Origin of the sequence: Cryobacterium sp. TMB3-10 (genome assembly GCF_004402305.1) — a bacterium.
GTDB classification, from domain to species: Bacteria; Actinomycetota; Actinomycetes; order Actinomycetales; family Microbacteriaceae; genus Cryobacterium; species Cryobacterium zongtaii.
The window spans coordinates 170,543-197,033 of the sequence record NZ_SOGH01000002.1; the positions used below are offsets into that span (position 1 = coordinate 170,543).

Here is a 26,491-nt window from a genome sequence, read left to right on the forward strand (position 1 = left end):
CAACTGCGGACGGGGGGAGAGGAATCGCAAGGAAGCCCCGCTCTCCTACTGGCTTGGACGAAACGTGACACGTCGACAAAAAGGAACCGTAGCGGCTGCCCTGTAGTTGATTCTGTGCTCCATTTATGAGCTTGAGACTGGGGAGAGGCAGGGCGGTTGCCCCTCCTTGGACTGTAGCTCTGAACGGGTATTCATCACAATTGAGCCCTGCAACTGGGGCTGGGCATTGAGCTGAACCGTAGTACCAGGCTTCGTTGGAGGGGTTCTCAGCGCTAGGGCGGTAGTCAAGCTTGACCCACCCTGGCGATTGGGTCGGCGCTGCCAGGTCGTGGTCGGTTGCTTCGGGGACGTCGGAACGCCCAGACGCGAAGATGGGCTGCTCCTTGCATGCCTTGTAAGGGTCTCCGTAGACGCCCGCCGCGGCGACGAGCCAGAAGCACTGGGAGAGCACTGTCTGAGCAACCGAATCCGCAATCCCGTTCTCAGCAGCGAACTGCGGGGCTGATTTCGGGAGCCGCCAAAGACCGGGCAGAGCTGCCGGGGGAGCCGGCGACGCTGGGGACGGTCGCCGGTTGCGGCGAGGATAGGCCCACGTTGCCGACCACTCGCCCGTTAAAAGTGCCGGTGGTCGTGTACGTAAAGCGATTGGGACAACCACCACGTTCGTCTAGCGCGAGGGGCACTTCCCTGTGGTTGATCGTGACGAACGGTTCAATGTTGCGCGCAAGGGTTGCGTCGATGAGGCGGTCGTCGAAGTCGAGCCCGGCAGGGTTGCGCCGCGTCCCGTCTGGGAACACTCGCGTCCATGACAGCGACATCCGGTACGCGTCGACCCGGTGGTTTCGCGAGCGCAAAGCAGGTCCGCACAACGTTAGGTTAGGCTTACTTGGCCCGATTCTGCGTTTCCCGCCCGTGTTGAAAGCCGCCCGCTATGCCCTCGCTAGTCTCTGTTCCCAGCCTGTCCCTTCTCGGCGGTCGGTCGGACGCTACCGCCCTCGTGGGCAACGGCGTCAGAATCAGCTATGCCGAGCTACTTCTGCTCATCCGGGCGCGTCGGACGCAGCTTGGCGAGACCCGTCGCCTGGTGATGATCGCGGCGGCTAATGGGCTGGAGCCGATTGTGACCTACCTCGCCGCACTCGAGGGCGGGCACCCCGTGTTCCTCGTTCCCGGCGCCTCAGATGAGGCGAGCCTGATCCACAGAGCCGCCCTCACCGAGCGTTTCCGGCCCGATGTCATTGCCGGCCACGGCCCAGAAGGGTGGACACTCGAGGAGCGCCACCCCGGCAGCGCACACAAATTCCATCCGGAGTTGGCCCTACTCGCCAGCACGTCGGGGTCGACAGGATCCCCCAAGCTCGTGCGCCTCTCGTACGACAACCTGCGAAGCAACGCCGCATCCATTGGCGAGTACCTGCGCCTCGGACCTGATGATCGCGCGGCCACGACCCTGCCGCTGCAGTATTGCTACGGGCTCTCGGTCGTTAACAGCCATCTGTTCGCCGGTGCAAGCATCCTTCTCACCGAGCGATCGGTGACGGACGAGGAGTTCTGGGACGAGGCATCCGCCCATGAAATCACCTCATTTGCGGGCGTGCCCTATACCTTCGAGATGCTGGAGGCCGGCGACTTCGCCGAGCGTTCGGTGCCGAGCCTGCGGTACCTGACCCAGGCGGGCGGTCGGCTCGCTCCGGAAGTCATCCGACGGTTCGCCCGTATTGGCGACGAACGGGGCTTTCAACTCTTCGTGATGTACGGCCAGACTGAAGCCACGGCTCGGATGGCCTACCTGCCGCCCGATCTGCTCCAGGACTCTGCCGGTGCCATCGGTCGACCAATTCCCGGCGGCCGGTTCCGCATCGACGCCCACGATGGCACGGAGGCTTCGGCCGGCAGTCAGGGTGAGCTCGTCTATGAGGGGCCGAACGTCATGCTCGGCTACGCCGAGACTCCGGCGGATTTCGAACTCGGTCGCACCGTGCACGAACTGCGGACGGGGGACCTCGCGCGCCGGCGCGCCGACGGCCTGTATGAGATTGTCGGCCGGATAAACCGTTTCGTCAAAATCTTCGGATTGCGAATCGACCTCGACCGAGTTGAACGGCTCCTGCTCGACGAAGGGATCGAGGTGCGCGTGGCCAGCTCCGATGAACGGCTGCTTCTCTTCGCCACCTCGGATCGCGCAGCCCAACGCGCCCACGAGCGCGCCGCCGCCCTCGTCGGAATTCCCATGCGGGTCATCGGCACGTATGCGATAGCCCAGTTCCCTCGCACCTCGAGCGGAAAGCCCGACACGGCGGCTCTCGTGCGGTTCGCGGCACTGCAGGATCGCGTCGAATCGACCTCTGACTCGGTGTGCCACGTGAGCAAGGCACACGGGGGCGGCGTCGCACCCGACATGATTCGCGATCTACTCTCGACGCTGCTGTCCCAACCTGAAGTGAGCCTAGACGACTCCTTTGCCGGGCTCGGCGGCGATTCGCTCAGCTACATCGAAGTGTCGCTTCGGCTCGAGGCGATGCTCGGGGAGCTGCCCAGGGACTGGCCGACCCGCTCAGTTCGGGAGTTGGCGGCGTTCGCCACAGAGGTGCGCGAGAACGCCGACAGAGCGCGAGCGGAAGCAGGCTCCGGTGCGCCGGGCGCTTCCGTCGATGCAGGCCGCCGCCCTCGCTTCGCACACCTGTTGCGCCTCGAGACTCCGGCCGTGCTGCGGGCGGTCGCCATCGTGCTCATTGTCGGCACGCACGCCGACTTGTTCGGCCTGAAAGGTGGCGCCCACCTGCTGCTCGCCGTCGCCGGATACAACCTTGCCCGCTTTCAACTCGCATCGGTGCCGGGGCGGCCCAGATTCCGTGGCCTCGGTCGCAGCGCTGCCGAACTCGCGGTGCCCGCGGTGCTCTGGATCGGTGCTGTCGCCCTCCTGAGCGGCCAGTACAGCCTCACCACTGTCCTGCTAGTGAACAACCTCGTGCCGGGCGACGGGCGGTGGAATGAACAGTGGCAGTTCTGGTTTCTCGAAGCGCTTCTGTGGACCCTCGTCGGTCTTGCCGTCCTGTTCGCCATCCGGCCGGTGGACCGGTTGGAGCGGCGGTGGCCGTTCGGCTTCGCCCTCGTCGCATTCTCCGTCGCCCTCGTGGCGCGTTTCGTTTTCGCCGGGCCGCATGCCGAGTATGTCGAGCGCTACAGCGGACCCGTGGTCGTGTGGCTCATCGCGCTCGGTTGGCTTGTCGCGCGAGCCGACAGCACGTCGAGGCGAGTCCTCGTTTCGATGGTCATCGGGGTGAGTTCGTTCGGGTTCTTCGACGATCCGCTGCGCGAAGCCATCCCCGCCGGCGGCGCACTGGTGCTGGTCTGGGTACCGGCTATTCGCGTGCCACGACTACTGGTGCCCGCTGTCGTCGCGCTGGCTGGAGCGTCGATGTTCATCTACCTCACCCACTGGCAGGTGTACCCGCCGTTCGAGCAGGATGCGCCGTGGCTCGGGACTGTGCTCTCGCTCATGGTCGGTGTCATCGCCTGGCGTGGGTACACGCTGGTGAGCGGTCGGGTCAGAGGAGCGATTTGGTCGACGCGTGTTACCTCGACGGCGCGACAGAAGCGACCGGTGCAGGTCTAGGCGTGCTCAGGGCTGACTTCTGGCCCGGCGCGCCAGGCTGAGGGTAGAGCACCACCCCGCCATCGACAGAAACCTGCACGGAGCGTCCGGCCGTGAACTGCGCCGCCGCGTGCAACGGCACCCGGTGCGTCGCCTCCGCCGGGAACTCGCCGCCGTCGAACGCCAGCGTGAGTTCGGCGCCTGCACCGGTTGACCGGACGTTGATGACAGTCGCGTTGCCGCCATCCGCAGCCGGCGCCAGACGCAGCTGCTCGGGCCGAACCATCGCGAACAGGGTGGCGGCCGCGCCGCTGCGGTCGTGCCGCACTGGAAGGCGTCCCAAGGCGCAGTCCACCGCGTCGGCGCCCGCCGGGCGCGCCGGCACGAGCACCACGTCACCCAGGAACTCGGCGACACGGGCATCGATCGGAGAGTCGAAGACGGTCGCCGGCGTACCGGCCTGCACCAGTCGGCCGCCCGCGAGCACACCGACTTGCTGCCCGAATGAGAGCGCTTCGTCTCTGTCGTGGGTCACCAGAATGGCCGTCACGTCGCTGAGCTCGAGCATATCGACGACCGCTTGCCGGGTCTGGGCGCGGAGACCCGTGTCGAGGGCGCTGAACGGCTCATCAAGCAGGATGACCTTGGGTCGCTGCGCGAGGGCGCGAACGAGAGCGACCCGCTGCTGCTGCCCGCCCGAAAGCTCGTGCGGCATCCTGGCGGCCAGCCTGGCGTCGAGAGAGGCGAATTCCATCAGTTCGCGCACACGCGCGTGATTCCTGGCCGCCCTGGGCAGTCCGAACGCGATGTTGCGGGCGACGGACAGATGCGGGAACAGTGCGCCGTCCTGTGCGACGTAGCCGATGCCGCGCAGGTGCGCAGGCAGACTCGATCGCGGGCCGGCTATCTCCCGGCCGTCGTGGGTGATGGTGCCGGTATCAGGTCGTTCGAAGCCGGCGATGAGTCGCAACAGGGTGCTCTTGCCGCTGCCCGACGCCCCGACCAGGGCGATTCGGGTGCCGTCCGGCACCTCGAGGGTGACGTCGCGGAGCACCTCCGTCGCGCCGAACGACTTCGAGATGCCAGAGAGGTGCAGGGTCATCGGAGGCTCCGTCCGGTTGCGTGGGCGAACATGAGGGCGACGGCCGGGCACGAGAGCAGCACCAGCACCACGGCGTAGGGGGCAGCGGTCGGATAGTCGAGTGAGGAAGCCGCGGACCAGAAGCTGGTCGCGACCGTGCGGGTGCCGGTCGGCGCGAGCAGCAGTGTCGCGGTGAGTTCGTTCGCCGCACCGAGCGCGACAAGGGCGCCGCCTGCGCACGCCGCCGGCACTAGTAGCGGCACCGTGACCCGCAGGCGCGCGACGAAAGGTGGGACGCCGAGCGATCGAGCGGCCTCTTCCAACGACTCGGGCACCTGCGACAGGCCGGCTCGCAGCGGAACGAGCGCACGAGGCAGGAGGATCACGACGTACGCGGCGATGACCGTGAACGCAGTTTGGTAAAGAGTGGGGGCGATGGCGAGGGTCGTCGCAACGAGGGCGAGCGCGACGATGATCGCGGGAAGGCTGCTGGCGAGGTAGGCGGCTCCTTCGAGGACGCGCGAGAGCCGGTCTGGGTAGCGCACCGCCAACCAGGCGAAGGGGAGTGCGACGGCGATCGCGCAGGCGGCTCCCGCAAGCGACAGGACGAGGGTCTGGACCGTCGCCGATGCGAGGTGCCCGAGGTCGGCCGTGTCAGCGCGGAACAACCAGCGCACCACGCTTGTCAACGGCACGAGGGTCGAGGCCGTGACGAGGCAGACCAGCCCGGCGACCGCCAGCGGGGCGAGGCGTCCCAGCGGTACCCGGGCCGGCGGATGCGGCGAACCGCCGCCTACCCTGGCGTAGCGTGCACGGCCGCGGGCGAGGGACTCAGCGACAAGCAGGACCAAACACAGCAGCACGAGCACCAGCCCGAGTGCGGCCGCGTTCGGCCCGGCGAAGGTTGTCTGATATGCGACAACGATGGCGGTGGTGAAGGTGTCGAAGCGCAGGAAGGCAAAGGCGCCGTACTCCGCCAGGAGGTGCAGCGCGACCACCAGGGCGCCACCCAGGACCGCCACGCGCAGCTGCGGTAACACGACCCGGAAGAACACCGTCCACGAGCCCATACCGAGCGAACGCGCGGATTCCTCGAGTGCGGGGTCGAGGCCCCGGATCGCCGCCAGCGCGGGCAGGTACACGAGGGGGAAATACGCGGTGACCGCGACGAGCACACCGCCCCACAGCCCGCTGATCGAGGGCACAACGCTCGCCCACCCGTAACTGGCGACGAAGGCGGGAATCGCCAGCGGCGCAGCCAGTGCCACCGCGAAGACACGGCGCCCCGGCAGGGCTGTGCGCTCAACCAGCCAGGCGCCGCTGACCCCGAGTACAACCGATGCCGGAACGCCGATCACGACGAGGAGCACAGTGTTGACGAGCAGCTCGCCGACCTTCGGGCGGAACACCAGCGTCGAAAGCTCGTCCCAGCCCATGGCAACCGAGGCCTGGACGACGTAGCCGATGGGCACGAGCGCGCCGAGGGCAAGAACGGCGACGAGCGTGATGAGACCGCCGGAGGCGCGACGCGCTGGCGTGGCGACAAACGGCGGCCGGGTTAGGTGCGTAGTCAGAGTAGACCGGCTTCCGTCATGAGCTCGATAACCTTCGGGCCGTTCAAGGCTGAAGGGTCGATCACCGGGGCCGCCAAGCCGTCAAGCGGTGGAAGTTCGGACTTCGCCTGAACGTTCGAGGCTACCGGGTACTCGAAGCTGTACCCCTCGCCGAGGATCTCTTGGCCCTGCTCTCCGGCAATGAAGGCAAGAAACTGCTGGGCCTCGTCGGCGTGCGGGGCGTTCTTGAGCACGCCGCCACCGGACACGCTTACGAAGGCGCCCGGGTCCTGGTTGCCGAAATAGTGCAACTGGGTATTGCCGCTGTCTTCCGCCGCGGCATCCTGATCGCGGTACCAGTAGTAGTGGTAGATGACGCCGACGGGCACTTCACCGGCACTGACAGCCTTCATGGTGACGATGTTGTTGCGGTACTCGGTGGCGTTCGTTGCCAGACCCTCGAGCCACTCCAGCGCGGCGTCTTCGCCCTGCGTCTCGACCACAGCTGAGACGATGGCCTGGAAGTCCGCCTTCGCCGGGGCCGCACCCCAGCGGCCTTTCCACTCAGGGTCGGCTAGATCCAGGAGCGAGGTGGGCAACTCTGCCTCGGAAATAAGGTCAGGGTTGTAGACGAGCACAGTCGAGCGGGCGGCAATGCCGGTCCAGTCGCCCGATGAAGGTCGGTACTGCTCCGGCACGAGCGCGAGAGTGGCCTCATCGACCGGGGCGAGCAGGCCTGCCTTCTCGACGAGCGACATCGCCGGTGAGTTCTCGGTGAGGAAAACGTCGGCTTGAGAGGCGGCGCCCTCTTGCACCAGTTGGTTGCCCAATTCGCTGTCATCGCCATTGCGGAGGACCACTTCGATGCCGGATTCCTCTGTGAAGGCGTCGGCCCACTCTGTGGTGAGCTCCTCGTGCTGGGCGTTGTACACGACGAGCGCGCCGTCGGAAGTGCCACCATCCTGGCTGTCGCTCGAATCATCGCCCGGGCCGCTCGCTGAGCAGCCCGCAACGAGCAGTGCGGCGATGGCAACGGGGGCAAGGCGCGCGAGACGCAGGGGAAAGAGCATTGGGGACCTTTCAGTCCATGGGGCAGGTAAGGCAATCCTAAGCCACCAGTGCGCGCATCGTGCTGCCTCGCCGATCGCTGTGACGATAATCGGTATGCCGTGGTTCACCAACCCTAGAACGACGGCTGCTGCGGGCACGTACCGTTCGACGCATTCGTCCGCGCCTCCACCAGGTGTTGGCGGCCTCTCGTCCCAAGTGATCGAAGATGACGTAGTGGTGCACGGTGCGCCCGGAAACACTGACGTGACGAAAGCTCACTGATCACTAGCGCGCTGGGAGGGCGAAATATAGTATTTGGCCATGGCAGCTGCTTCAGTGCCTGCCGGTTTGGACGGGAAAGCGTCGGACACCATGTTGGCGCTTGGCCGTTTTTTCACGCGGTGGGACCAGACAGATGATGGACGCGCGGTGTTCCGTGAGGGCGGGCGCAAGGGTGATGTGTTCTACCGTGACCGGTGGAGTCATGACAAGGTGGTGCGTTCCACCCACGGGGTCAACTGCACTGGATCGTGTTCGTGGAAGGTATATGTTCGCGATGGCATCATCACCTGGGAGTCGCAACAGACCGATTACCCTTCGGTCGGCCCCGACAGTCCGGAGTACGAGCCGCGCGGGTGTCCTCGGGGTGCCGCATTCAGTTGGTACACCTATTCGCCAACACGGGTGCGGTATCCGTACGGCCGAGGTGTGCTCGTCGAGATGTACCGGGAGGCCAAGGCGAGGCTGAAAGATCCCGTGCTCGCTTGGGCAGACGTTGTAGATGACCCTGAACGGCGCGGTCGCTACCAGAAGGCGCGAGGGAAAGGCGGGCTCGTTCGCATTCCGTGGCAGGAGGCGGTTGAGATCGCCGCTGCCGCCCACGTTCACACGATCAAGAAGTACGGTCCGGACCGGTGCGCCGGCTTTTCCCCGATTCCGGCCATGTCGATGGTGTCTCACGCGGCGGGAAACCGGTTCATTCAGCTCATCGGTGGGGTAATGACATCGTTTTACGACTGGTACGCCGACCTCCCCGTGGCCTCTCCGCAGGTGTTCGGCGACCAAACCGATGTGCCTGAATCGGGGGACTGGTGGGACTCCACCTACCTGATGATGTGGGGATCGAACGTTCCAGTGACACGTACGCCCGACGCGCACTTCATGGCAGAGGTGCGGTATCGGGGCACGAAGGTGGTCGCGATCAGTCCGGACTATGCCGACAACACGAAGTTCGCCGACGAGTGGCTGCCCGCCCAGGCCGGCACAGACGCTGCGCTCGCGATGGCAATGGGCCACGTGATGCTCAAGGAGTTCTTTGTGGACCGCGAGGTTCCGTACTTCAGCGGATACGTACGCCGTTACACCGATCTGCCTTTCCTCGTCCGCATCGAGGAGCACGCTGACGGTGGCCTCGTGCCGACTAAATTCCTGATGGCGACGGACCTACCCGACCAGGCGAACACTCCTGATGCCGCCTTCAAGACGGTTTTGATCGACTCGGCCACCGGCGCTCCAGTGGTGCCCAACGGGTCCATCGGTTACCGGTATGGGGAGGCGGGTAAGGGCAAGTGGAACCTTGACCTGGAGGGTGTCGACCCGGTCCTGAGCCTTCTCGACGAGGCCGACGGCGGCGCATCCGCCCAAACCGCCGAAATTCGGATGCCCTGCTTCGAGGCGCCCTCCGGCGAGGGCTCGGTGGTGACCCGGGGTGTGCCGGTCCGGCGGGTGGCCGGTCACCTGGTCACCACAGTGTTCGACCTGATGCTCGCCCAGTACGGGGTTGGCCGTCCGGGGCTGCCGGGAGACTGGGCCACCGACTACGACGATGCGTCGACCCCGTATACGCCGGCCTGGCAAGAGGAGATCACGAGTGTGCCGGCTGCCGCCTGCATCCGGGTCGCGCGCGAATTTGCCCGCAACGCCGAGGAATCGAAGGGGCGATCCATGATCATCATGGGCGCTGGCATCTGTCAGTGGTTCCACGGTGACGCCACCTACCGCGCGGTGCTCTCGCTGGTGATGCTCACCGGGTGCATGGGGCGTAACGGCGGCGGTTGGGCGCACTACGTCGGTCAGGAAAAGACCCGTCCGATCACCGGGTGGATTTCCCTCGCGAACGGTTTGGACTGGAGCCGACCGCCCCGGACCATGATCGGGACCGGGTATTGGTACATGCACACCGATCAGTGGCGCTCTGATGGGTACTCGGCCGACTCCCTCAAGTCCCCCCTCGCCGAAGGACATTTTGATGGAATGCACACCGCGGACACCCTCGCTCAGTCGAACCGGCTCGGTTGGATGCCGTTTTACCCGCAGTTCGACCGCAACCCGCTTGATCTCGCCGATGAGGCCCAAGCGGCGGTGGATTCGGGGGAGGCACCAGATACCCCGACCTGGATCGCCAACGCCCTTAAGAACCGGCGGTTGAACCCGGCCATCGACGATGTCGACGCTCCCGAGAATTGGCCGCGCACCCTGGTGCTCTGGCGTTCGAACCTGTTCGGCTCGTCGGCCAAGGGCAACGAGTACTTTCTGCGCAACCTCCTCGGCACCCATAACAACGTGATGGGCACCGACCACGTGAACGCCGCCCGACCCCGGGACGTGAAATGGCACGACGAGGCACCGGAAGGAAAACTCGACCTCCTTGTCTCCGCAGATTTCCGGATGACGTCGACAACGCTGTTGTCGGACATCGTATTTCCCGCTGCCACCTGGTACGAAAAGCACGACCTCTCCTCCACCGATATGCACCCCTTCGTGCACGCCTTCAGCCCCGCCATCGACCCGCCGTGGGAGGCGAAAACCGACTTTGACACGTTCCGTCTGCTCGCGGAGGAGTTTTCCCGCCAGGCTAAGACGCATCTCGGCACCCGGCGGGACCTGGTCAGTGTGCCGCTGCAACACGATACGCCGGGGGAGATCGCCCAGCCCGGTGGAGTGGTCCGCGACTGGCGGGACACGGATATCCCGGCGGTACCCGGTCAGAACATGCCGGTTTTCTCGATCGTTGAGCGCGACTACACCGCGATCGCGGAGAAGCTCGCCACGGTCGGACCGCTCGCGGAGGAACGCGGCTTCACCGTCAAGAACATCACCTACCGGATGGAGCACGAAATTGAGCGGCTCGCACAGAGCAACGGGTTGATGCTCGGCGGGGCGGGCAACGGTCGCCCGGCCATCGATACCGATGCGAAATTCGCCCAAGCCATCCTGAGCTTCTCCGGAACGACCAATGGCGAACTTGCCGTGCAAGGCTTCCGCGAACTGGAAGAACAGACCGGCATGAAGCTCGCCGACCTCGCCGAAGGCTCCGAAGAGAAGCGGGTGACCTTCGCGCAAACCCAAGCGGGGCCCGTTCCGGTAATCACATCCCCGGAGTGGTCCGGGTCCGAGACGGGTGGGCGCCGGTATTCCCCGTTCACCATCAACGTCGAGCGGCTGAAGCCCTGGCACACCCTCACCGGTCGGATGCACTTCTTCCTCGACCACGACTGGATGCGCGACCTGGGCGAGGCCCTGCCAATCTACCGACCACCGCTGGATATGCAGCGGCTGTTCGGCGAACCGCGGTTTGGCCCGAACGGAACTTCCGAGATCACGGTGCGTTACCTAACCCCGCACTCGAAGTGGTCGATCCACTCGGAGTACCAGGACAACCTCTTCATGCTGTCGCTGTCCAGAGGAGGTCCGACAGCGTGGATCAGCCCCGCGGATGCTGCGGCGATCTCGGTCTCCGACAACGATTGGATCGAGTGCGTCAACACCAACGGGGTGTATGTGTGCCGAGCCATCGTCAGCCATCGGATGCCCGCGGGTGTCGTTTACGTCTACCACGCCCAAGAGCGCACGATCGATGTGCCGAAGTCCGAGGCGACCGGCCGCCGAGGTGGCATCCACAACTCGGCCACCCGACTGCTCGTCAAACCCACCCACCTTATCGGTGGGTATGCGCAGTTGTCCTACGCGTTCAACTACCTGGGACCCACCGGCAACCAGCGTGACATGGTCACCACAATACGAAAGCGTTCCCAGGAGGTGCGGTACTGATGCGCGTTATGGCTCAAATGGGCATGGTGATGAACCTCGATAAGTGCATCGGCTGCCATACCTGCTCGGTGACCTGCAAACAAGCGTGGACGAACCGCGCCGGCACCGAATACGTCTGGTTCAACAACGTCGAGACCCGGCCGGGACAAGGGTATCCGCGCCGCTACGAAGACCAGGAACGGTGGAAGGGCGGCTGGCAGCTTAACAAGAAGGGCCGACTGGTGCTCACGGGCGGTGGACGGCTGAAAAAGCTGTTCGGACTCTTCGCGAGCCCCGTGCAGCCCGAGTTGAAGGACTACTACGAGCCCTGGACCTATGACTACAAGACCCTGATCGACGCTCCGCTCGGAGACGACTTCCCGGTGGCCCGACCAAAATCGTTGATCACCGGTCGGGACACCAAAATTAGCTGGTCGGCCAACTGGGACGACGACCTCGGCGGCGCCCCGGAGATGGGGCACCTCGACCCCATCGTCGAAAAGGTGCGGCGGGAGTCGGAAGACAAGATCAAGTTCGCCTTTGAACAGACCTTCATGTTCTACCTTCCGCGGATCTGTGAGCACTGCCTCAACCCCTCCTGCATGGCGTCGTGCCCGTCCGGTGCCATCTATAAGCGCGTCGAAGACGGCATCGTTCTCGTCGACCAGGACAAGTGCCGAGGCTGGCGCCAGTGCATCACCGGCTGCCCCTACAAGAAGATCTACTTCAACCACAAGACCGGTAAGGCCGAGAAGTGCACCTTCTGCTATCCGCGGGTGGAAGTCGGTCTTCCCACCGTGTGCTCCGAAACCTGTGTCGGCCGCCTCCGCTACCTCGGTCTGTTCCTCTATGACGCCGACCGGGTCACCGACGCCGCCGCGGTGACGGACGTGACTGACCTGTACGAATCGCAGATGGACGTACTCCTAGACCCCAACGACCCCGAGGTGGCCGCAGCCGCCCTCGACCAGGGCATCCCCGCCGACTGGCTCGACGCAGCGAAGAAGTCGCCGGTATATGCGCTCGCCAAGGTATACAAAGTGGCGCTGCCGCTGCACCCGGAGTATCGCACCATGCCGATGGTCTGGTACGTGCCGCCGCTGTCTCCCATCGTTGACCTGCTGAGCGAGCAGGGCCACGACGCCGAAGACAGCGGCAATCTCTTCGGCGCCATCGACGCACTCCGCATCCCCGTCGAGTATCTCGCTGAGCTGTTCACCGCCGGCGACACCGACAAGATCACCGAGGTGTTGCGCAAGCTTGCGGCGATGCGTGCCTACATGCGGGCGATCACGATGGAACAGGAACCCGACCCGTCGATTCCGGAAGCCGTGGGGATGTCACCGGGCTCCATGTACGAGATGTACAGGCTGATGGCGATCGCGAAGTATGACGAGCGTTACGTCATTCCCAAGGCACACGTCGAGCAGGCACACGACCTGGAGGAGATGGGGTGCTCGGTCGATTTTGAGGGTGGTCCGGGCATGTATGAAGACTCGCCGTTCGGTGAGGCGAGCGGCAGGCCAACACCCGTGGCCGTGGAAAACTTCTACGCGCTGAAAGACCGGCAGACGTCCGATACTCCCGCCGGCGAGCAGGCCCTCCGAGGCCGCGTCAATCTACTGAACTGGGACGGCAACGGTAGCCCGACCGGTCTCTTTCCCGAGAAACGCGACCGACCAAGCGCTGCGGCCCCGTCGCCGGGCGATCTGCGCCCGCCCACGGAAAAGGGCGGCTCGCTATGAGGCGCGATCGAGCCGCCGCCGCGCACAGCCTGGCGCAGCGCGTGTTCTATCAGGCCGCGTCCTGGTGTCTGTCGTACCCGGATGCCAAACTCCTGGAACGGTGCGCGTTGATGCGGTCCGCGCTGGCCGAACACGGCCCGGCTGCACCGGATCTCACAGCGTTCATCGGGTACCTCGAGAACACCGCGTTGGGGACCCTGGAGCGTTCCTACGTGGAGACGTTCGACCTGAGCAAGCACCATCCGCTCTATCTCTCGTATTGGACCGACGGCGACACCCGTCGCCGGGGTGACGTGTTGGCTGAGTTCAAGCAGGTGTACCGGGGCAGTGACTACCTGACCAACACCCACGGTGAGCTGCCCGACTTCTTACCGCTGGTTCTCGAGTTCGCCGCGTTGGCCGGCCCGATGGCGGGTCGCGATCTGCTCATCCGATACCGGCCCAGTGTCGAAATGCTCCGACTCGCGCTCACCGAGCACAAGTCACCGTACGCCACCGTGGTGGAGGGCATTTGTGCCACCCTTCCCGGCCCATCACCCGCCGATCGACAGGCCGTCCAAACCATGGCGGGCGTCGGCCCACCGGCCGAAAGTGTCGGCCTCGAACCCTACGACCCCCGTCTGCTTCCCCTGAACGGCGGCTCATGATGTGGGACGTGCTGCTCTGGGGCATTCTCCCCTACGTGATGGTGGCGATCCTGATCGGTGGGACCATCTGGCGCTACCGCTATGACCAATTCGGTTGGACCACCCGTTCATCCCAACTCTACGAATCCCGCCTCCTGCGGATCGGATCCCCGATATTTCACTTCGGGCTCCTAGCCGTCATCGCCGGGCATTTCTTCGGCCTGGTGGTCCCCATGTCCTGGACACTCTTTTTCGGGATGAGCCAGGATTTCTATCATCTCAACGCACTGCTGGTCGGGGGAGTCGCTGGGGTATGCACTCTCGGCGGGATCGTGATCCTGATCTATCGACGACGCAAGACGGGGCCGGTTTTCATGGCCACGACCACCAATGACAAGATCATGTACGTCGTGTTGACAGCTGCGATCGTCCTGGGCCTCTGGACCACTCTCGCCAGCGTCTTCAGCGGTGAGCACGGCCACAACTACAGGGAAACGGTGTCGCCCTGGTTCCAATCCCTGTTCATCCTGCAACCCGATGTCACGGCTATGGCTGCCGCTCCGTTCTCCTTCCACATCCACACCCTCGTCGGCATGTTGTTGTTCACAATCTGGCCCTTCACCCGACTGGTGCACGCTTTCACCGCGCCTCTGCACTACTTGTTCAGGCCCTACATCGTCTACCGGTCCAGGGATCGAGAAGCCGGGCAGGTACGGCCGGCGCGGCGCGGGTGGGCGCCCATCGGCACCAAGGATCGCACTCCCGATAAGCGCTGATCGGAGCAGCGGCGATGGACACACCGATGGGCTCGAGAACCTCTGCACGGCAGAGGGCACACCACAGTAGAGGGACCAACCTCGCCCTCGCGACGCTCGCATCCGTCGTGTGCTTTTGGGCATGGACCAGCGTGTCGCCGCTGGGCATTCGCTACACCGAATCAATGGGCCTCTCCCCGGCCCAGACATCAGTGCTCGTCGCGATGCCTGTGCTTGTCGGATCGATCGGCCGGATCCCGGTGGGCGTGCTCACTGACAGATTCGGCGGACGCATCCTATTCGCACTGGTGTTACTAGCATCCGTCCCTGCTCTGGTGCTCGTCGCGATTGCAGGAACCCTCAACACCTACGTCTTCCTGGTGGCCGCCGCGCTGTTGCTCGGCGTGGCCGGAACCGTTTTTGCCGTGGGAATCCCGTTCGTGAGTCACTGGTACCCGCCGAGCCGACGTGGCTTCGCCACCGGCGTGTTCGGGGCAGGGATGGGCGGTACCGCGTTGTCGGCATTCTTCACGCCTCGCCTGGTGGAACGGTTCGGATACGTTCCCACTCACCTCATCCTCGCGGTGCTCCTCATCGTTGTTGCCGTCATCGTGTGGCTCTTCATGGCCGAGTCCCCAGGATTCACGGCCAGCACTGATCCCTTCCTGCCCAAGCTCGCTGCTGCTGCTCGGCTCAGCGTGACCTGGCAGATGAGCTTTCTCTATGCGCTGGTTTTCGGCGGATTCGTCGCCTTTTCCACCTACCTGCCCACCTACCTGCGCCAGATCTACGACTTCGACCTCACTGCCGCCGGAACCCGGACGGCGGGGTTTGCGGTTGCCGCCGTTATCCTCCGCCCCGTCGGAGGGATCCTTGCCGACCGCGTCGGGCCGAAACCGGTGGTGATGGGCTCGATCGCAGCCGTTTCAGTTCTCGCCTGGGTGGTGAATCTCCGCCCCGACGGTGAGATCCCTGCCGGCCTGACTTTCGTCGCAATGGCCTCGGCTCTCGGCCTCGGCGCCGGAGGAGTTTTCGCCTGGATCGGACGAAACGCACCGCCCGCCAGGGTGGGTGCGGTCAGCGGCATCGTCAGCGCGGCCGGCGGGCTGGGAGGATACTTTCCGCCGCTGGTGATGGGGGCCACCTACAACGCTGCGGAAAACAGCTACGCCATCGGACTACTCCTCCTAGCCGGTACTGCTCTGGTGGCCCTGGTCTTCACGATGCTTTCTGTGAAAGACAAGACGCCTGTCACCACGAATCAGTGATGCCTGCGTCGACATGAACGAGACGACGCCCGTCTCAGCCACAATCGGACGGTCGCGGCGCATGGATAGAGATGGGGGAGGCGCGCGTGCCGTGGGATCTAGGGACTAACCACGATCGTGCCGATGACGGGAAGCGATCTGTGCCAAATTCTTGTTTTTCAAGTTTGGGTGAACTCGGAGGAGACCTTCTCAAGGCTCCGACCGATCAGGCTGAGGAGACTCTGGCGCAGCAGTTAGCGCACATCGCGTTCTCCGGCAAACTCGAATCGGCAGACCAGATCGAATTGACGGTCGTAGGCCATCCAGGTGGTGGGTTCAGTTTTGATAGTGCCCGGGTGCATGCGCGAGCAAACGAACTCCTTTGGCGTGGTCCCGTTATAGGCGTCGAAGATTCTGACGACGAGTCCGTTAGCACGACTAGCATTTACTCGGCTCGAGCCACGGACGCAGACGGCTAACGCGCTTCCTGCGAAGGGCGTCGCGGGCGTCGCGGGCGGCGCTGCGCGCGCCGGCCGCCGCAGTTCCTCCGCGGTCCATAGAACAGGAGTCCATCGGCCGGGCGTCGGCTATTGGCTAGAGCCAGGCGGCCAGTTCGTCGGCGAGGGTGGGACGCGATCGGGCGAGTAATCCGCGCATTGTCGACTCTGGAACGACGAGTTCGATCGCGATATCTGCGTAGCTGCAGCCGGCGAACTCACGCATGAGCCAGGCCCGTTCTCGATCCAGGGGGAAGCTAGCCAACGCTAGACAGTGCGCCGTTTTGAAGTAGAAGCTGCACTACGTCTAAGGGACTACTTTCGACTGTGCCGGGGTGTCGAAGGACAGCGTTCCCGGATCCCGTAGGGTCGTCCGCAGGCGGACAGGGGACACGGCACATCACGTACGCCTGTCCTTGGTCAGTCCAGCGACATAGACTGATTGTTCGTTCGAGAGGGAGAGCCATGAAAATCAACGACGACGCTGATGGTGAATACACCGATTCCGAGGCAGCGGCCGGCACGCCGGAAATTGACGCCGACGAGACGCAGGCAGAGGGCGAGTACACCGATAGCGATACTCCTAACGAGAACCCGCCGGCAACGGACACCACGTCACTCTGACCTCAGGTCGCGCTTTGCCGAGGGCAGCGCGTGTAGGTTAGCTCTCCGGCAGTCCCAGAACCGGTCGGCGGTGTGACCAGAAACGAACCAGATAGCTCGCTGTGTGACCAGAATGAGCCCGTATTCGTCCGTGCCAGCGCGTACACTAGACCCATGAAAACCGCGGAAATCCGCGGGATTCCGGCCCAGTTGTGGGTGGACGAAGAGCTCGAGACGGCTATCGTTTGTTCTTGGTTCGAGTCCAGGTACCCCAGCAGTAGCAACCCCCGGTCAAGCGGGGGTTTTGTTGTTACATAATCACATTCTCGGCAGAGTATCTGGCCACAGTGCTGTTGTAGACAACAAATTCATTTAGAACGAGCGCACGCGAAAGCCCTGTCGAGAGACGTTTAGGGCCGATCCGTGGTGTCGAAATTCGCGTGGCTTGCCGTCATGCACGGATTGAGCACAGGTAGGTATCCCTGCATCCTCTAAGTCGGCGACGGGGGAGCGGCGAGCAAGCACCGGGCCGTCGTCCTCCGTGCGAGTGAGAGCTGGGCCGAGCAGATCGGACAGCTGCTAGAAGGACTCGACAGAATGGGGAACGCCGCCTGCGAAATATAGTCTGTCGACAAGCCAGCCCTTGAGCGTCTCGTAGCCCTACGGATGCGAGATGGTGAGATGAATTTTGACAGTCGGATTAGTCGCACTCCTGCGGCCGAGCCGAGAGGTATCTCGTAACGTGGGGCCCGACGCCCAGCGGGCTGCGCCTTAGTCGAAGACGCGCCATTCGCGCACGAACTCATCGACGGTCTTGGTTTCGAGGTCGCGGCGCACGGTCTCCAACAAGAAGTGGGGTTCGCCGATGTCAGCGGCAGTGCGTAGAACCTCGGCTCCGCTCGCGCGCCGGCGGATGACTAGGTCGGCGTCGATCTCGACGTCACCCGATGCTGCGCGGATCAGTGCCCATGCCCGACGAAGCAGGCGTCGAGTGCGCGTGCCTGATGGCTCCTCGAGGTCTGCGATCAGGTAGTTTGACGCGCGATCCATTCCCTTATCTTGTCGTATCGCCAAGCGCCGGCGCACGCCCCCGGGCCGTTAGAAAAGACATTCCTATAGATAAGCCGGCGGGTGCCTCGTGCCCCACTGCGGATCATCGAACGCACCGGCGATTGCCGGCAGGGGCGACCGGCTACAGCACGTCCTCGCCCGCAGCGAAGGTGTGGTCGGGGTCTTCGAACTGCATGTCGTGGCGCACGTCAGGGAGACGTCTACACGTTTCCTGTGGCTCGTATTCATCGGTATTTGGTTTCTAGGCCACTGGTCCAGATCGCCTGCCGCCTGCAGAATTTGAGAGGCCGTGCTTTCGGCCTAGGGCGGCATTCGTGATCTCAATGCTGATTCCGGACCGCTGTATCCACGACCGAGAAATGAACCATGACGACCTTGCACTCGCGCCGCCTGGCACTTTTTGCCCTCTTCGCCCTGCCCGGGCTGGCGATCTCTTCGTGGGTGACTCGGACGCCGGCCATCCGGGATCTGCTGGGCGCGACGACATCGGAGATGGGCTTGATCCTGCTCGGCTTGTCCGCCGGGTCGATGATCGGCATCCTTGCGTCCGGTCCTGCCGTCGCGCGCTGGGGAGCGAGGGCCGTGATGCTCGCGGGCACGATCGGGGTCATCCTGAGCATGCCGACGATCGGCGTCGGGGCAGCTTCATCGTCGGCCACAGCGACGATCATCGGCCTGTTTCTCTTCGGGCTGGGGATGGGGGGCGGGGAGATCGCGATGAACGTCGAGGGCGCCGACATCGAGAAGACCATCGGCCGCCCCGTGCTGCCTGCCCTGCACGGCTTCTTCAGTCTGGGCACTCTCGTCGGTGCCGGTGCGGGCATCGCTTTCACCGCGACCGACGTCCCGGTGTTGTGGCACTTGTCCGCGATCGGGGCCGTCACCGTCGTCGTCATGGGCGCGGCTGCTCCGCGTATCCCGCGCGGAACCGGGCAGGTTCTTCGGGCAGCGGAGCTCACGGCGGCGGCGCCTCGGTTGCCTCTGTGGCGCGACACGCGCCTTCTTCTTATCGCTGCGTTGGTGCTCGCGATGGCGCTCACCGAAGGGACCGCGAGCGACTGGCTCCCCTTAGTCATGGTCGACGGCCACGGTTTCGACGCCACATCGGGGTCTGCCGTGTACACCGGATTCGCCGCCTCCATGACGATCGGCCGCTTCGTCGGTGGGGCGTTCGTCGCCCGTTTTGGCCGTGCACCTGTTCTGCGAGTCGGTGTCCTCAGCGCCGTTGTGGGCATGGCCCTGGTGATCTTCGTCGACAGCCAGGTCGCCGCAGTAGCGGCCGTCGTCCTCTGGGGCCTGGGCGCGTCCTTGGGTTTCCCTTTGGCGTTGTCCGCGGCAGGAGAAGGAGAGGGAGACCCCGCCAGGCGCGTCGCCTTCGCGGCCACGGTCGGATACGTGGCATTGCTCGTCGGGCCGCCCCTCATCGGGTTCGTTGGCGAACACTCCAGTCTCAGGACGGCACTGATCGCCCCGCTCGTCCTAGTGGCGGCCGCTGCATTCATCACCCCTGTCGTCAGGCCTCCCGAGGCTTTGACCGATCGTGCTGGGTCGCCTTTGCCAGTGCGTGCGGCGCTTCGCTGACCCGGAACGGTTGAAGCGGACTGTCACGCCCGGGCGTCGAACCGGCGGCGATAGCTCGACGGCGTGCTGCCGAACGCGGCGGCGAAGTTCTGGCGCAGGGTAACGGGGTTGCCGAATCCGCACGACGCGGCGATCTGATCGACCGAGAGGTCCGACGTCTCGAGAAGTCGTCTGGCTTCATCGAGTCGGCGAGACCTTACCCACGCGGCCGGTGTCGCCCCCGTGGCGTTGCGGAAAGTCCGTACGAAGGTGCGGCGACTCATGTGCGCCGCGGCCGCGAGGCGGTCAACGCCGAGATCCTCCCCAAGATTTTCCAGGGCCCAGGTCGATGCGACGGCGATGGGGTCGGCTGCGGCTTGGTGCGCCAGGGGCCGCTCGATGTACTGCGCCTGCCCGCCCTCCCGATGTGGTGCGACGACCAAGCTTCGCGCGACCCGGTTCGCCGCTTCGGCGCCGAGGCGCGTCCGGACTACATGCAGGCACGCGTCGATACCGGAAGCGGTACCCGCCGACGTCATCACGTCGCCGTGATCGAGATACAGCACGTCCGCGTCTACGGTGACGCCCGGATGTCTCCGGGCCAGGTCGCCGGCGGCGTGCCAGTGCGTCACCGCACTTCGGCCCTCGAGAAGGCCAAGGTCGGCGACGGTGATCGCCCCGAGGCACAGCCCGACGATCGTCGATCCGCGACCGTGGGCACTGAGAAGCGTTGCCCGGAATGCAGGCCGGATCTTCCGGCCGTCGTCGATCCATGAGGGGACGACGACCAAGTCGGCGTCAAGGACAGCGTCAAGACCCATAACCCGGCCCAAGGTGTACCCCTCGGCAGTGCGGATCGAGCCCGCGCGGTCGGAGAACAGAACTGTTTCCCACTGGGCCAGCCCCTGCCGACTCACCTCATCGAAGACCATCTGCGGCACCGAAAGATGAAACATCGGGACACCATCGAATGCGTAGATCGCGATCTTCACAGAAACCCTTCCTCTGGCCTGATGCCATCGTAATACTGCACACGGGCCAGTCGCGGAGACGGCGACAAGACCGGTAGCGTGGAGACGTGCCCCATCCAGTTGTTACCCCAACACCCACTTCCGCTGACATGACCACCGCCAAGGCCGTGTTCATCGATTTCGATGGGACATTCGCTGATCGAGGAGTCATCCCACCCGCTCACGTAGAAGCCGTTCGTCGTGCGCGGTCCAACGGACACAAGATATTCCTGTGCACGGGCCGACCGAAATCGATGCTCGCTCGCAACGTGCAGGCCGTCGGATTCGACGGCCTTGTCGCTGCTGCTGGCGGCTATATTGAGGTTGACGAGCAGGTCTGGTCTGACCAGCGGTTTTCGGCTGACCTAGCCGCGAGAACGATCTCCGTCCTCGAGAAATACGACGTCACCTACGTCCTCGAAGCACCCACCGCGATCTTCGGGCCGCCCGGAAGTCGCGAGCGGATTCACGGGATTCTCTTTGGAGCCTTTCCCGGCGATGGACAGGGGCCGAGCGACATCCTCGCGTCTCTTCAGGTACCCAACGACCTCAGCGATTGTTCGTTCGGTAAAGTCACGATTTTCGACTCCAGAGTGCCGGTTCCCGCCCTCGCGGAAGAGATCGGCACCGATATCGCGGCACTTCCAAGTTCCATCACGGGGCTGAAAGATAGGGCGGGTGAGCTGTACATCCCCGGCGTTGACAAATCGGTCGGTATCGCCGCTGTCATCGCTCGATTCGGAATCGACCAAAGCGACGTCGTTGCCATCGGGGATGGGGCCAACGACCTTGAAATGCTCGCCTTCGCTGGTACTGCTGTCGCCGTTGAAGGATCCCCCGAAGCGTTGCTTCGGCTGGCCGACTTGGTCATCCCAGGCCCTGACCGTGAAGGAATAGTCTTCGGTTTCGATGCTCTAGGTCTGACACGTCCAGAAATTCGACCAGTGCGTCCCGACGCGGAGGAGCCTGAGCGCGTTCGATAGAGGTAGCCAGGCCGTCTACATTGCAGACCGAACACCCCCACGAGAACCGGCTTTTACCATTGATAGGCAAGGAATTTCCCCTCTATGGTCACCCGGACTCGATCGCCGTCGGGGTGTGCAACGCGGCCGAGTTCGACATTGCAATTGATCGCGCTCATGATCCCGTCACCGAATTCCTCGTGGATGAGTTCCTTGAGTGCGGGGCCGTAGACCTGGAGGAGCTCGTAGAACCGGTAGATCGTTGGATCGCTCCGTATCGAGTCGTCTGCTGTGCGGGAGGGCTGACGCTGCATCGCTGTGACGGCGTCGTCGTCCAAACCCAGCAGCTCGCCAAGGGCACGTGCCTGGTCGGCCGGAATCGGGTGGAAGCCGAGGATCGCGGCTACGGTCCACACCGGTGGGCGGGAGATAGCCGACGCGAGGTCCTCCCAGCTGAGCCCGTTTTTGATGCGCAGTTGGTTTGCCAGCTCTCCGGCCTCACGCTTCTCCATGCGTTGCCTCGCCGTCGTAGTATTCGTCGCCACGGGAGAACTCGACGAATGTGCAATCGGTTTCTCCTACGGCCCACGCATCGTGTTCGGGCGGGAGCAGCATCACGTCACCGGTGGAGAACTCGGCATGCTCACCGTCTCTCATCTCGACGGCAAGGGTTCCGGCGGTAACGAGGGCCACGTGTGGCAGCACGCACAGATCGGTGCCCGCATATTCCTTGAGGTCCGCGGACCAGCGCGCGCCAACGTGGAACGTGATTTGCGTGACCTCCACACCATTCAGGCTCGCCGTTCGCTTAGCGATGCGCCCGTGGACGTTCGGAGGACGCGGTCAGGTCAGCCGCACGGCGCCTCGGGATAGCGCCCACCCGCACAGCCCTCCGATCCGAGATGCGCCGCCAGATCAGGGAGCACTTCGCCGATCCAGATTTTTAGGCGCTCACGCTGGCCGCGAACAATCACATCTCGGTGAGGACTCTGCAGATGAAATTCGCGGCAGCGGGCACGACTCCAGCAGCCACGATCCGGGCGGTACGCCTCGAATTCGCGCGCCACCTCATAGACCGCGGTAGCACCGTGCCACGCGCAACGTTCGACAGAGGATACCGACAGCCCAGTGCGTTCGCCCGCGCCTTCCGGCGCCAGTACGGCACACCACCCTCCCGGCACTCCTCCTTGCACGCACCTGACGAAAGCTAGTCGAGGAGCGGCTCGCGCGTTTGAGGCGCCACATCTGTGACACCTCAGACGATCACCAGATTGAGCACGTCTGCGGGTAGTACAGTCCACAGCCACTGGTGTGGGGGCATTCGTATCGAACGGAAGACGCAGATGCGTCCGTTTGACAAGCCGTGGCGGCGTCCGGGGCAGTATCCGGTGGTCATACCGCGAAGGACCCTGATAGTGGACGCTTAGCAAGTACGGAGGCGAGACTTTCGGGTTCGTGAACTCAGAGTGCGGCTGCTCGCTGGGCGCCGAGGACGGCGGAGCTGCCGAGGTTGTCCTTCGGCAGCACGGAACCGTCTGCGATCGCATCGGTCCAGGCCTGGGCGGTGGCGACCGCGGCGAAGTTCGAGTTCAACAGCGCCATGAGGGTCGTGTGCACGGTTTTCGCGTCGGAGAAGCCCGCATCGTTGGCGATGTTGATGGATCCGGTCGCGTCCGAGAGGACCTCGGCGGTCAGCCCGTGGGTCTCGGACTCGGCGGCCGAGGCGATGATGCAGTTGTTGGTCATGTAGCCCACCAGGGTGATCGTGTCGACCTCGTGCTCCCGCAGCCAGTCGAGAACATCCGTGCCGGCGAAGACCGTGCCGAATTGCTTCGTCACGGACTTCCACCTGGGGCTCTGGCGGTTCGCGATCTCGGGATGCAGCGCGAAACCGGCCATCGTCGGGTTGAAGACAGGTGCCTCATCTCCAGCGCTGTGCTGGATGACAGCGATCGGAATTCCTGCGGACGTGGCCGCGTCGATGGCGGCGGTGATCTTCGGCAAGGAGTCCTGGTGAGCCGGGTACTTGATCTCCAGCGGTCCGCTGAAATACTCCTGCTGCACGTCAACAAGGATCAGTGCGCGACGGGGTGTGTGCATAGTCTTTACTCCTGAGATTTGAGCGAAATTATCTTCGCTCATCCATGGTCACGTCCGCCGCCCCGGCATGCCATTGGCTCGCATGACACAAGGCGATGAATTCAGGCCAACCGTTGAAGCGCCCAAGTGCTACGCCCGTATGCGTCCGATGATGCGACAATGCGCCGCGTTCGGACGCCCTCGCGGGGCAACTTCGGGAGAGGGGGGGCGATTGGTGACGTCCGTCATCTATCCCGATGGCGACACAGGAGTACTCAGCGTGACAGATGGTCAGTGGGACAACAACGGAAACGTGGCTGAATCCGATGTGACCCAAGAGCAGACCGTGCACGTCGATCAGTACTCTGGTGCGATAGCAGCCCGCTACGGCTACGACGACTACAGTGCGGTGGCCAAGGCGGTATCCCAGAGGATCGCTGTGCACGAGGGGCGACGCTTTGGGGTCGTCAACATGATCGCAACAACCTTGTTCTGTCTGGCGGTGATCTTCATGTGCGTGTCGGGGCCGATCATGTGGTGGACTCGGCGTGGCACGGCTTCCGGGACTGCGGCTCCCCGTGCCAAGCTGCCAGTGTGGGGTAACCGGGTCTTGCTCATGGCAATGACGGCCCTCGGCATCTTCCTGCCGATGTTCGGGCTGTCGCTGCTGATCGTCCTCGCGCTGGACCAGCTGCTGATCCGCAGGGTGCCCCGGTTGCGCCGTTTCTTCAGAACGGCGTAACCGAGTCGCCCACGCAAGTCAGATCGACAGCGCTGTCAGTGGGTTACTTCAGACCCCAGAAGGCATCTTCAGCGGGGCCGTCTTCGGAGAACAGGTGCACCTCAACGATCTTGCCGCTCCGGACCGTGAGCAGATCGATGCCGGCCATGTCCATGGTTGCTCCGGCACTGTTCCCTGAGAACCGCACCGGCACGGCGACCACGTCTCCATTGACCATCGGGGCACCGGCGACGGCGAGCTGAAAACTGCCTGCGCTGGCTTCCATCATTCCGCCGAGAAGGGCGCCGACCCCGCCCACGCCATGGTGGTCTCCCGAGAACTGGTGGGCGCCGGGCTGGTGCCAGAGGACGTCGTCGCTGAACTGGGCCATCACGGTGGGGATATCGCCGCGGCCGAGGGCGGCGAAATAGGTCTCAGCAACGGCTGCGGGGGTGGGCTCGGTCATTTTGGTGGCTCCTTCGTCGGTGTGTTCACCCATAGTCACAGATGGTAACTTGTTACCTCAACGTAACTAAGGAGATGCATGTCGGACGAAGCCCCGGTATGGAACGTCATGTTGGCTACCTGCCCCTCCCGAACCTCGTTGGCGAAGATCGCCAACAAGTGGACCGCGATGATCGTCATCACGCTCAGCGACGGCCCGGCCCGGTTCGGTGCCATCCGCGAGAGCGTCGGGGGCATCAGCGGCAAGGTGCTCTCGGGAACGCTTCGCGACCTGGAACGGGACGGGGTCCTCACCAGGACCGCGTACGACGAGATGCCACCTCGAGTGGAATACGAACTCACGTCGTTGGGGCGGACGCTACGCGAGCCTCTGACCGCCTTGGGCATCTGGGCGGAGCAGCACATCGAAGCGGTTCTGGACGCCCGAGACGCTTACGATCAACGGCCGACGGACAGGTGACGCAACCGGCGTCCACGTGAAGTCCTGGTGTCCGCTACGCGCTCGCGGGTTCGGTCACACAGGACGCGGGCAGCGGGACGGCGCCTTCAGCGTCGATCAGAGGCATTGTGGCCGCCCAGGTGTTCATCGCCTCCAACACGGGGCGCAGCGCCTCACCTGACGCCGTCAGCTCGTAGACCACACGAGGAGGAATCTCGGCGTACACGGTCCTGGTCACCAATCCATAGGTCTCAAAACGTCGAAGCCGGTTCGTGAGAGTGTGGGCACTGATGCCAGTCAGTGCATCGCGCAGCTCAGTGAACCTCGCCGGCCCGGTCAGCAGCTCTCTGATGATGAGCGTCGCCCAGGGGCCATCAAGCAGGGTCAGGAATCGAGCAATGCCGCATTCTGGCCAGGGCGCACCGGAAAATGTCATATTTTGAGGCTACTCCATTAGTGCAGTTGACGTAACTGGTGCATCGCGTGCACTAATGGTTCCCATGACCTATCTCATTCACGGCGCCACGGGCGCCCAAGGCGGCCCCGTCGTCGCAGCCCTCCGCAAAGCCGGCAAGAACGTCACAGCCGCGGTTCGCAACCCATCCAACTATGAGGGCGACGCCGTCGCCGTCGATTTCAGTTCGGTCGAGTCCCTGGAAGAGGCCTACCGCGGAGTCGAGGGCCTCTTCGTGCACCTGCCGATCGGGACTGCCGAACAGCAACTCGCCCACGCGCGGACCATCGTTGAAGCCGTCACGCGCGCCCAGCCCGCACGGGTGGTCGCCTCTACCAGCGGGTACCGCGTGAACACGACCGAGGCGGGGGAGGACGCCGCGTCGGTTCTCGTGAGGGGACTCATGGCGAGCGGTGTGTCAGTAGCCATCGTTGAACCCCGGCTCTACCTAGAGAACCTCCTTCTGCCTACAGTGACTGGACCCACCCGTGAAGAGGGAATGCTGCGTTATCCGATCCGTGACGACTACCGTGTGTCGTGGAGTTCGCACTTGGACATCGCCGACGTGGTGGTTCGACTCTTCGATCAGCCCGAGGTCACCGGTGTGGTCGCGGTCGGAGCTCTTCCCGGTCTTCTTGGGGACGACTTGGCAACGGGTTTCGGAACGTATCTTGACCGGAGCGTGAGCTTTGAGGCGCAGGATCCGGACGACTTCGGTGCCCTCATAACGCCGTTGTTCGGCAAAGCCGGGGCTGACCCGGTTGTTGCGTCCTACCACTGGAGGCTCACTCAGACCGGTGAGGAGATCGAAATGGGGGATAGTGCACAGCAACGTCTCGGTATCGAACCGCGCTCCATCGAGCAGTGGCTTCGAGACGTCCAAGCCTGACCTGGATCTGATCACCGGGTTGCTAACCGTCCCTGAATCACCTTGTAGGTAGAGCCAGTC

The 26,491-nt window shown here is 64.1% G+C and carries 25 protein-coding genes; 13 read left to right on the forward strand and 12 right to left on the reverse strand.

Features of this window, described 5'->3' with window-relative positions; genetic code table 11:
* Nucleotides 1–482: 482 nt before the first annotated feature.
* Nucleotides 483–869: a family 1 glycosylhydrolase gene (locus E3T22_RS19575; RefSeq protein WP_370291296.1), complete on the reverse strand. Its 387-nt coding sequence runs from the start codon at nucleotides 867–869 to the stop codon at nucleotides 483–485.
* Nucleotides 870–997: 128 nt separating this feature from the next.
* Here E3T22_RS19575 and E3T22_RS00885 point away from each other — a divergent pair, with 128 nt between their 5' ends.
* Entirely contained in the window at nucleotides 998–3,616 is a 2,619-nt protein-coding gene (locus E3T22_RS00885; RefSeq protein ID WP_166791405.1) for an AMP-binding protein, read from the forward strand.
* Here E3T22_RS00885 and E3T22_RS00890 read toward each other — a convergent pair.
* From E3T22_RS00890 to E3T22_RS00900, 3 genes are all read right to left on the reverse strand, one after another.
* Nucleotides 3,576–4,697 carry an ABC transporter ATP-binding protein gene (locus tag E3T22_RS00890; RefSeq protein WP_134479743.1) on the reverse strand — a complete coding sequence of 374 codons (1,122 nt, stop codon included), beginning with the start codon at nucleotides 4,695–4,697 and terminating at the stop codon, nucleotides 3,576–3,578. The genes E3T22_RS00885 and E3T22_RS00890 overlap by 41 nt on opposite strands.
* Nucleotides 4,694–6,148: an iron ABC transporter permease gene (locus tag E3T22_RS00895; RefSeq protein ID WP_240632207.1), complete on the reverse strand. Its 1,455-nt coding sequence runs from the start codon at nucleotides 6,146–6,148 to the stop codon at nucleotides 4,694–4,696. Before E3T22_RS00895 ends, E3T22_RS00890 begins: the two co-directional genes overlap by 4 nt.
* 98 nt (nucleotides 6,149–6,246) lie before the next feature.
* Entirely contained in the window at nucleotides 6,247–7,299 is a 1,053-nt protein-coding gene (locus tag E3T22_RS00900) for an iron ABC transporter substrate-binding protein (RefSeq protein ID WP_088456585.1), read from the reverse strand.
* 301 nt (nucleotides 7,300–7,600) lie between these two features.
* On the opposite strand from E3T22_RS00900, the gene E3T22_RS00905 reads away from it, so the two are divergent.
* Genes E3T22_RS00905 through E3T22_RS00925 form a run of 5 tightly spaced genes read left to right on the forward strand, consistent with a single transcriptional unit; the run spans nucleotide 7,601 to nucleotide 15,702 of the window.
* Nucleotides 7,601–11,329, forward strand: coding sequence for a nitrate reductase subunit alpha (locus E3T22_RS00905; protein WP_198415069.1), 3,729 nt, complete (start codon nucleotides 7,601–7,603; stop codon nucleotides 11,327–11,329).
* Complete coding sequence (gene narH, locus E3T22_RS00910) at nucleotides 11,329–13,053, forward strand: nitrate reductase subunit beta (protein WP_088456583.1); 1,725 nt, start codon at nucleotides 11,329–11,331, stop codon at nucleotides 13,051–13,053. The genes E3T22_RS00905 and narH overlap by 1 nt, the downstream gene beginning before the upstream one ends.
* Nucleotides 13,050–13,700, forward strand: a complete 651-nt coding sequence (gene narJ / locus E3T22_RS00915) for a nitrate reductase molybdenum cofactor assembly chaperone (protein ID WP_088456582.1) — start codon at nucleotides 13,050–13,052, stop codon at nucleotides 13,698–13,700. Before narH ends, narJ begins: the two co-directional genes overlap by 4 nt.
* On the forward strand, nucleotides 13,700–14,455 hold the full coding sequence (gene narI, locus E3T22_RS00920) for a respiratory nitrate reductase subunit gamma (protein WP_134479838.1): 756 nt from the start codon (nucleotides 13,700–13,702) through the stop codon (nucleotides 14,453–14,455). The genes narJ and narI overlap by 1 nt, the downstream gene beginning before the upstream one ends.
* A 26-nt stretch (nucleotides 14,456–14,481) precedes the next feature.
* On the forward strand, nucleotides 14,482–15,702 hold the full coding sequence (locus tag E3T22_RS00925; RefSeq protein WP_134479747.1) for an MFS transporter: 1,221 nt from the start codon (nucleotides 14,482–14,484) through the stop codon (nucleotides 15,700–15,702).
* Between the two features lie 573 nt (nucleotides 15,703–16,275).
* Here E3T22_RS00925 and E3T22_RS00930 read toward each other — a convergent pair.
* Complete coding sequence (locus tag E3T22_RS00930) at nucleotides 16,276–16,443, reverse strand: sigma factor-like helix-turn-helix DNA-binding protein (protein WP_241983559.1); 168 nt, start codon at nucleotides 16,441–16,443, stop codon at nucleotides 16,276–16,278.
* Nucleotides 16,444–16,643: 200 nt separating this feature from the next.
* Here E3T22_RS00930 and E3T22_RS18930 point away from each other — a divergent pair, with 200 nt between their 5' ends.
* Nucleotides 16,644–16,802: a hypothetical protein gene (locus tag E3T22_RS18930; RefSeq protein WP_166788818.1), complete on the forward strand. Its 159-nt coding sequence runs from the start codon at nucleotides 16,644–16,646 to the stop codon at nucleotides 16,800–16,802.
* A gap of 750 nt (nucleotides 16,803–17,552) precedes the next feature.
* On the opposite strand, the gene E3T22_RS00935 is transcribed toward E3T22_RS18930, so the two are convergent.
* Nucleotides 17,553–17,831, reverse strand: coding sequence for a hypothetical protein (locus E3T22_RS00935; RefSeq protein ID WP_088456580.1), 279 nt, complete (start codon nucleotides 17,829–17,831; stop codon nucleotides 17,553–17,555).
* A gap of 387 nt (nucleotides 17,832–18,218) precedes the next feature.
* Between E3T22_RS00935 and E3T22_RS00940 the strand changes: the two genes are divergently transcribed.
* Entirely contained in the window at nucleotides 18,219–19,433 is a 1,215-nt protein-coding gene (locus tag E3T22_RS00940; protein ID WP_134479748.1) for an MFS transporter, read from the forward strand.
* 23 nt (nucleotides 19,434–19,456) lie between these two features.
* On the opposite strand, the gene E3T22_RS00945 is transcribed toward E3T22_RS00940, so the two are convergent.
* Nucleotides 19,457–20,404 carry a GlxA family transcriptional regulator gene (locus E3T22_RS00945; protein WP_166789239.1) on the reverse strand — a complete coding sequence of 316 codons (948 nt, stop codon included), beginning with the start codon at nucleotides 20,402–20,404 and terminating at the stop codon, nucleotides 19,457–19,459.
* Nucleotides 20,405–20,532: 128 nt separating this feature from the next.
* Here E3T22_RS00945 and E3T22_RS00950 point away from each other — a divergent pair, with 128 nt between their 5' ends.
* On the forward strand, nucleotides 20,533–21,405 hold the full coding sequence (locus E3T22_RS00950) for an HAD hydrolase family protein (RefSeq protein WP_134479750.1): 873 nt from the start codon (nucleotides 20,533–20,535) through the stop codon (nucleotides 21,403–21,405).
* Nucleotides 21,406–21,458: 53 nt separating this feature from the next.
* Here E3T22_RS00950 and cynS read toward each other — a convergent pair whose 3' ends face one another.
* Both cynS and E3T22_RS00960 read right to left on the reverse strand, forming a co-directional pair.
* On the reverse strand, nucleotides 21,459–21,896 hold the full coding sequence (gene cynS, locus E3T22_RS00955; protein WP_134479752.1) for a cyanase: 438 nt from the start codon (nucleotides 21,894–21,896) through the stop codon (nucleotides 21,459–21,461).
* Entirely contained in the window at nucleotides 21,883–22,170 is a 288-nt protein-coding gene (locus E3T22_RS00960) for a hypothetical protein (RefSeq protein WP_174776213.1), read from the reverse strand. Before E3T22_RS00960 ends, cynS begins: the two co-directional genes overlap by 14 nt.
* Before the next feature lie 170 nt (nucleotides 22,171–22,340).
* Here E3T22_RS00960 and E3T22_RS19580 point away from each other — a divergent pair, with 170 nt between their 5' ends.
* Complete coding sequence (locus tag E3T22_RS19580) at nucleotides 22,341–22,595, forward strand: helix-turn-helix domain-containing protein (protein ID WP_370291311.1); 255 nt, start codon at nucleotides 22,341–22,343, stop codon at nucleotides 22,593–22,595.
* Between the two features lie 250 nt (nucleotides 22,596–22,845).
* On the opposite strand, the gene E3T22_RS00970 is transcribed toward E3T22_RS19580, so the two are convergent.
* Nucleotides 22,846–23,484: an isochorismatase family protein gene (locus E3T22_RS00970; protein ID WP_134479755.1), complete on the reverse strand. Its 639-nt coding sequence runs from the start codon at nucleotides 23,482–23,484 to the stop codon at nucleotides 22,846–22,848.
* 214 nt (nucleotides 23,485–23,698) lie between these two features.
* Between E3T22_RS00970 and E3T22_RS00975 the strand changes: the two genes are divergently transcribed.
* The gene (locus tag E3T22_RS00975; RefSeq protein WP_166789240.1) at nucleotides 23,699–24,205 is read left to right on the forward strand and encodes a PepSY domain-containing protein; all 507 of its coding nucleotides are present in this window, start codon (nucleotides 23,699–23,701) and stop codon (nucleotides 24,203–24,205) included.
* Between the two features lie 43 nt (nucleotides 24,206–24,248).
* On the opposite strand, the gene E3T22_RS00980 is transcribed toward E3T22_RS00975, so the two are convergent.
* Nucleotides 24,249–24,650, reverse strand: coding sequence for a nuclear transport factor 2 family protein (locus tag E3T22_RS00980; RefSeq protein WP_088456573.1), 402 nt, complete (start codon nucleotides 24,648–24,650; stop codon nucleotides 24,249–24,251).
* A 78-nt stretch (nucleotides 24,651–24,728) separates the two neighbouring features.
* Between E3T22_RS00980 and E3T22_RS00985 the strand changes: the two genes are divergently transcribed.
* The gene (locus tag E3T22_RS00985) at nucleotides 24,729–25,109 is read left to right on the forward strand and encodes a helix-turn-helix domain-containing protein (protein ID WP_134479759.1); all 381 of its coding nucleotides are present in this window, start codon (nucleotides 24,729–24,731) and stop codon (nucleotides 25,107–25,109) included.
* A gap of 34 nt (nucleotides 25,110–25,143) precedes the next feature.
* Here E3T22_RS00985 and E3T22_RS00990 read toward each other — a convergent pair whose 3' ends face one another.
* Nucleotides 25,144–25,524 (reverse strand): helix-turn-helix domain-containing protein, encoded by a 381-nt coding sequence (locus E3T22_RS00990; protein WP_134479761.1) that lies wholly within the window; start codon nucleotides 25,522–25,524, stop codon nucleotides 25,144–25,146.
* A gap of 64 nt (nucleotides 25,525–25,588) precedes the next feature.
* Between E3T22_RS00990 and E3T22_RS00995 the strand changes: the two genes are divergently transcribed.
* A complete protein-coding gene (locus tag E3T22_RS00995; protein WP_088456570.1) occupies nucleotides 25,589–26,431 on the forward strand; it encodes an SDR family oxidoreductase in 843 nt (280 codons plus the stop codon).
* Nucleotides 26,432–26,491 lie beyond the last annotated feature (60 nt).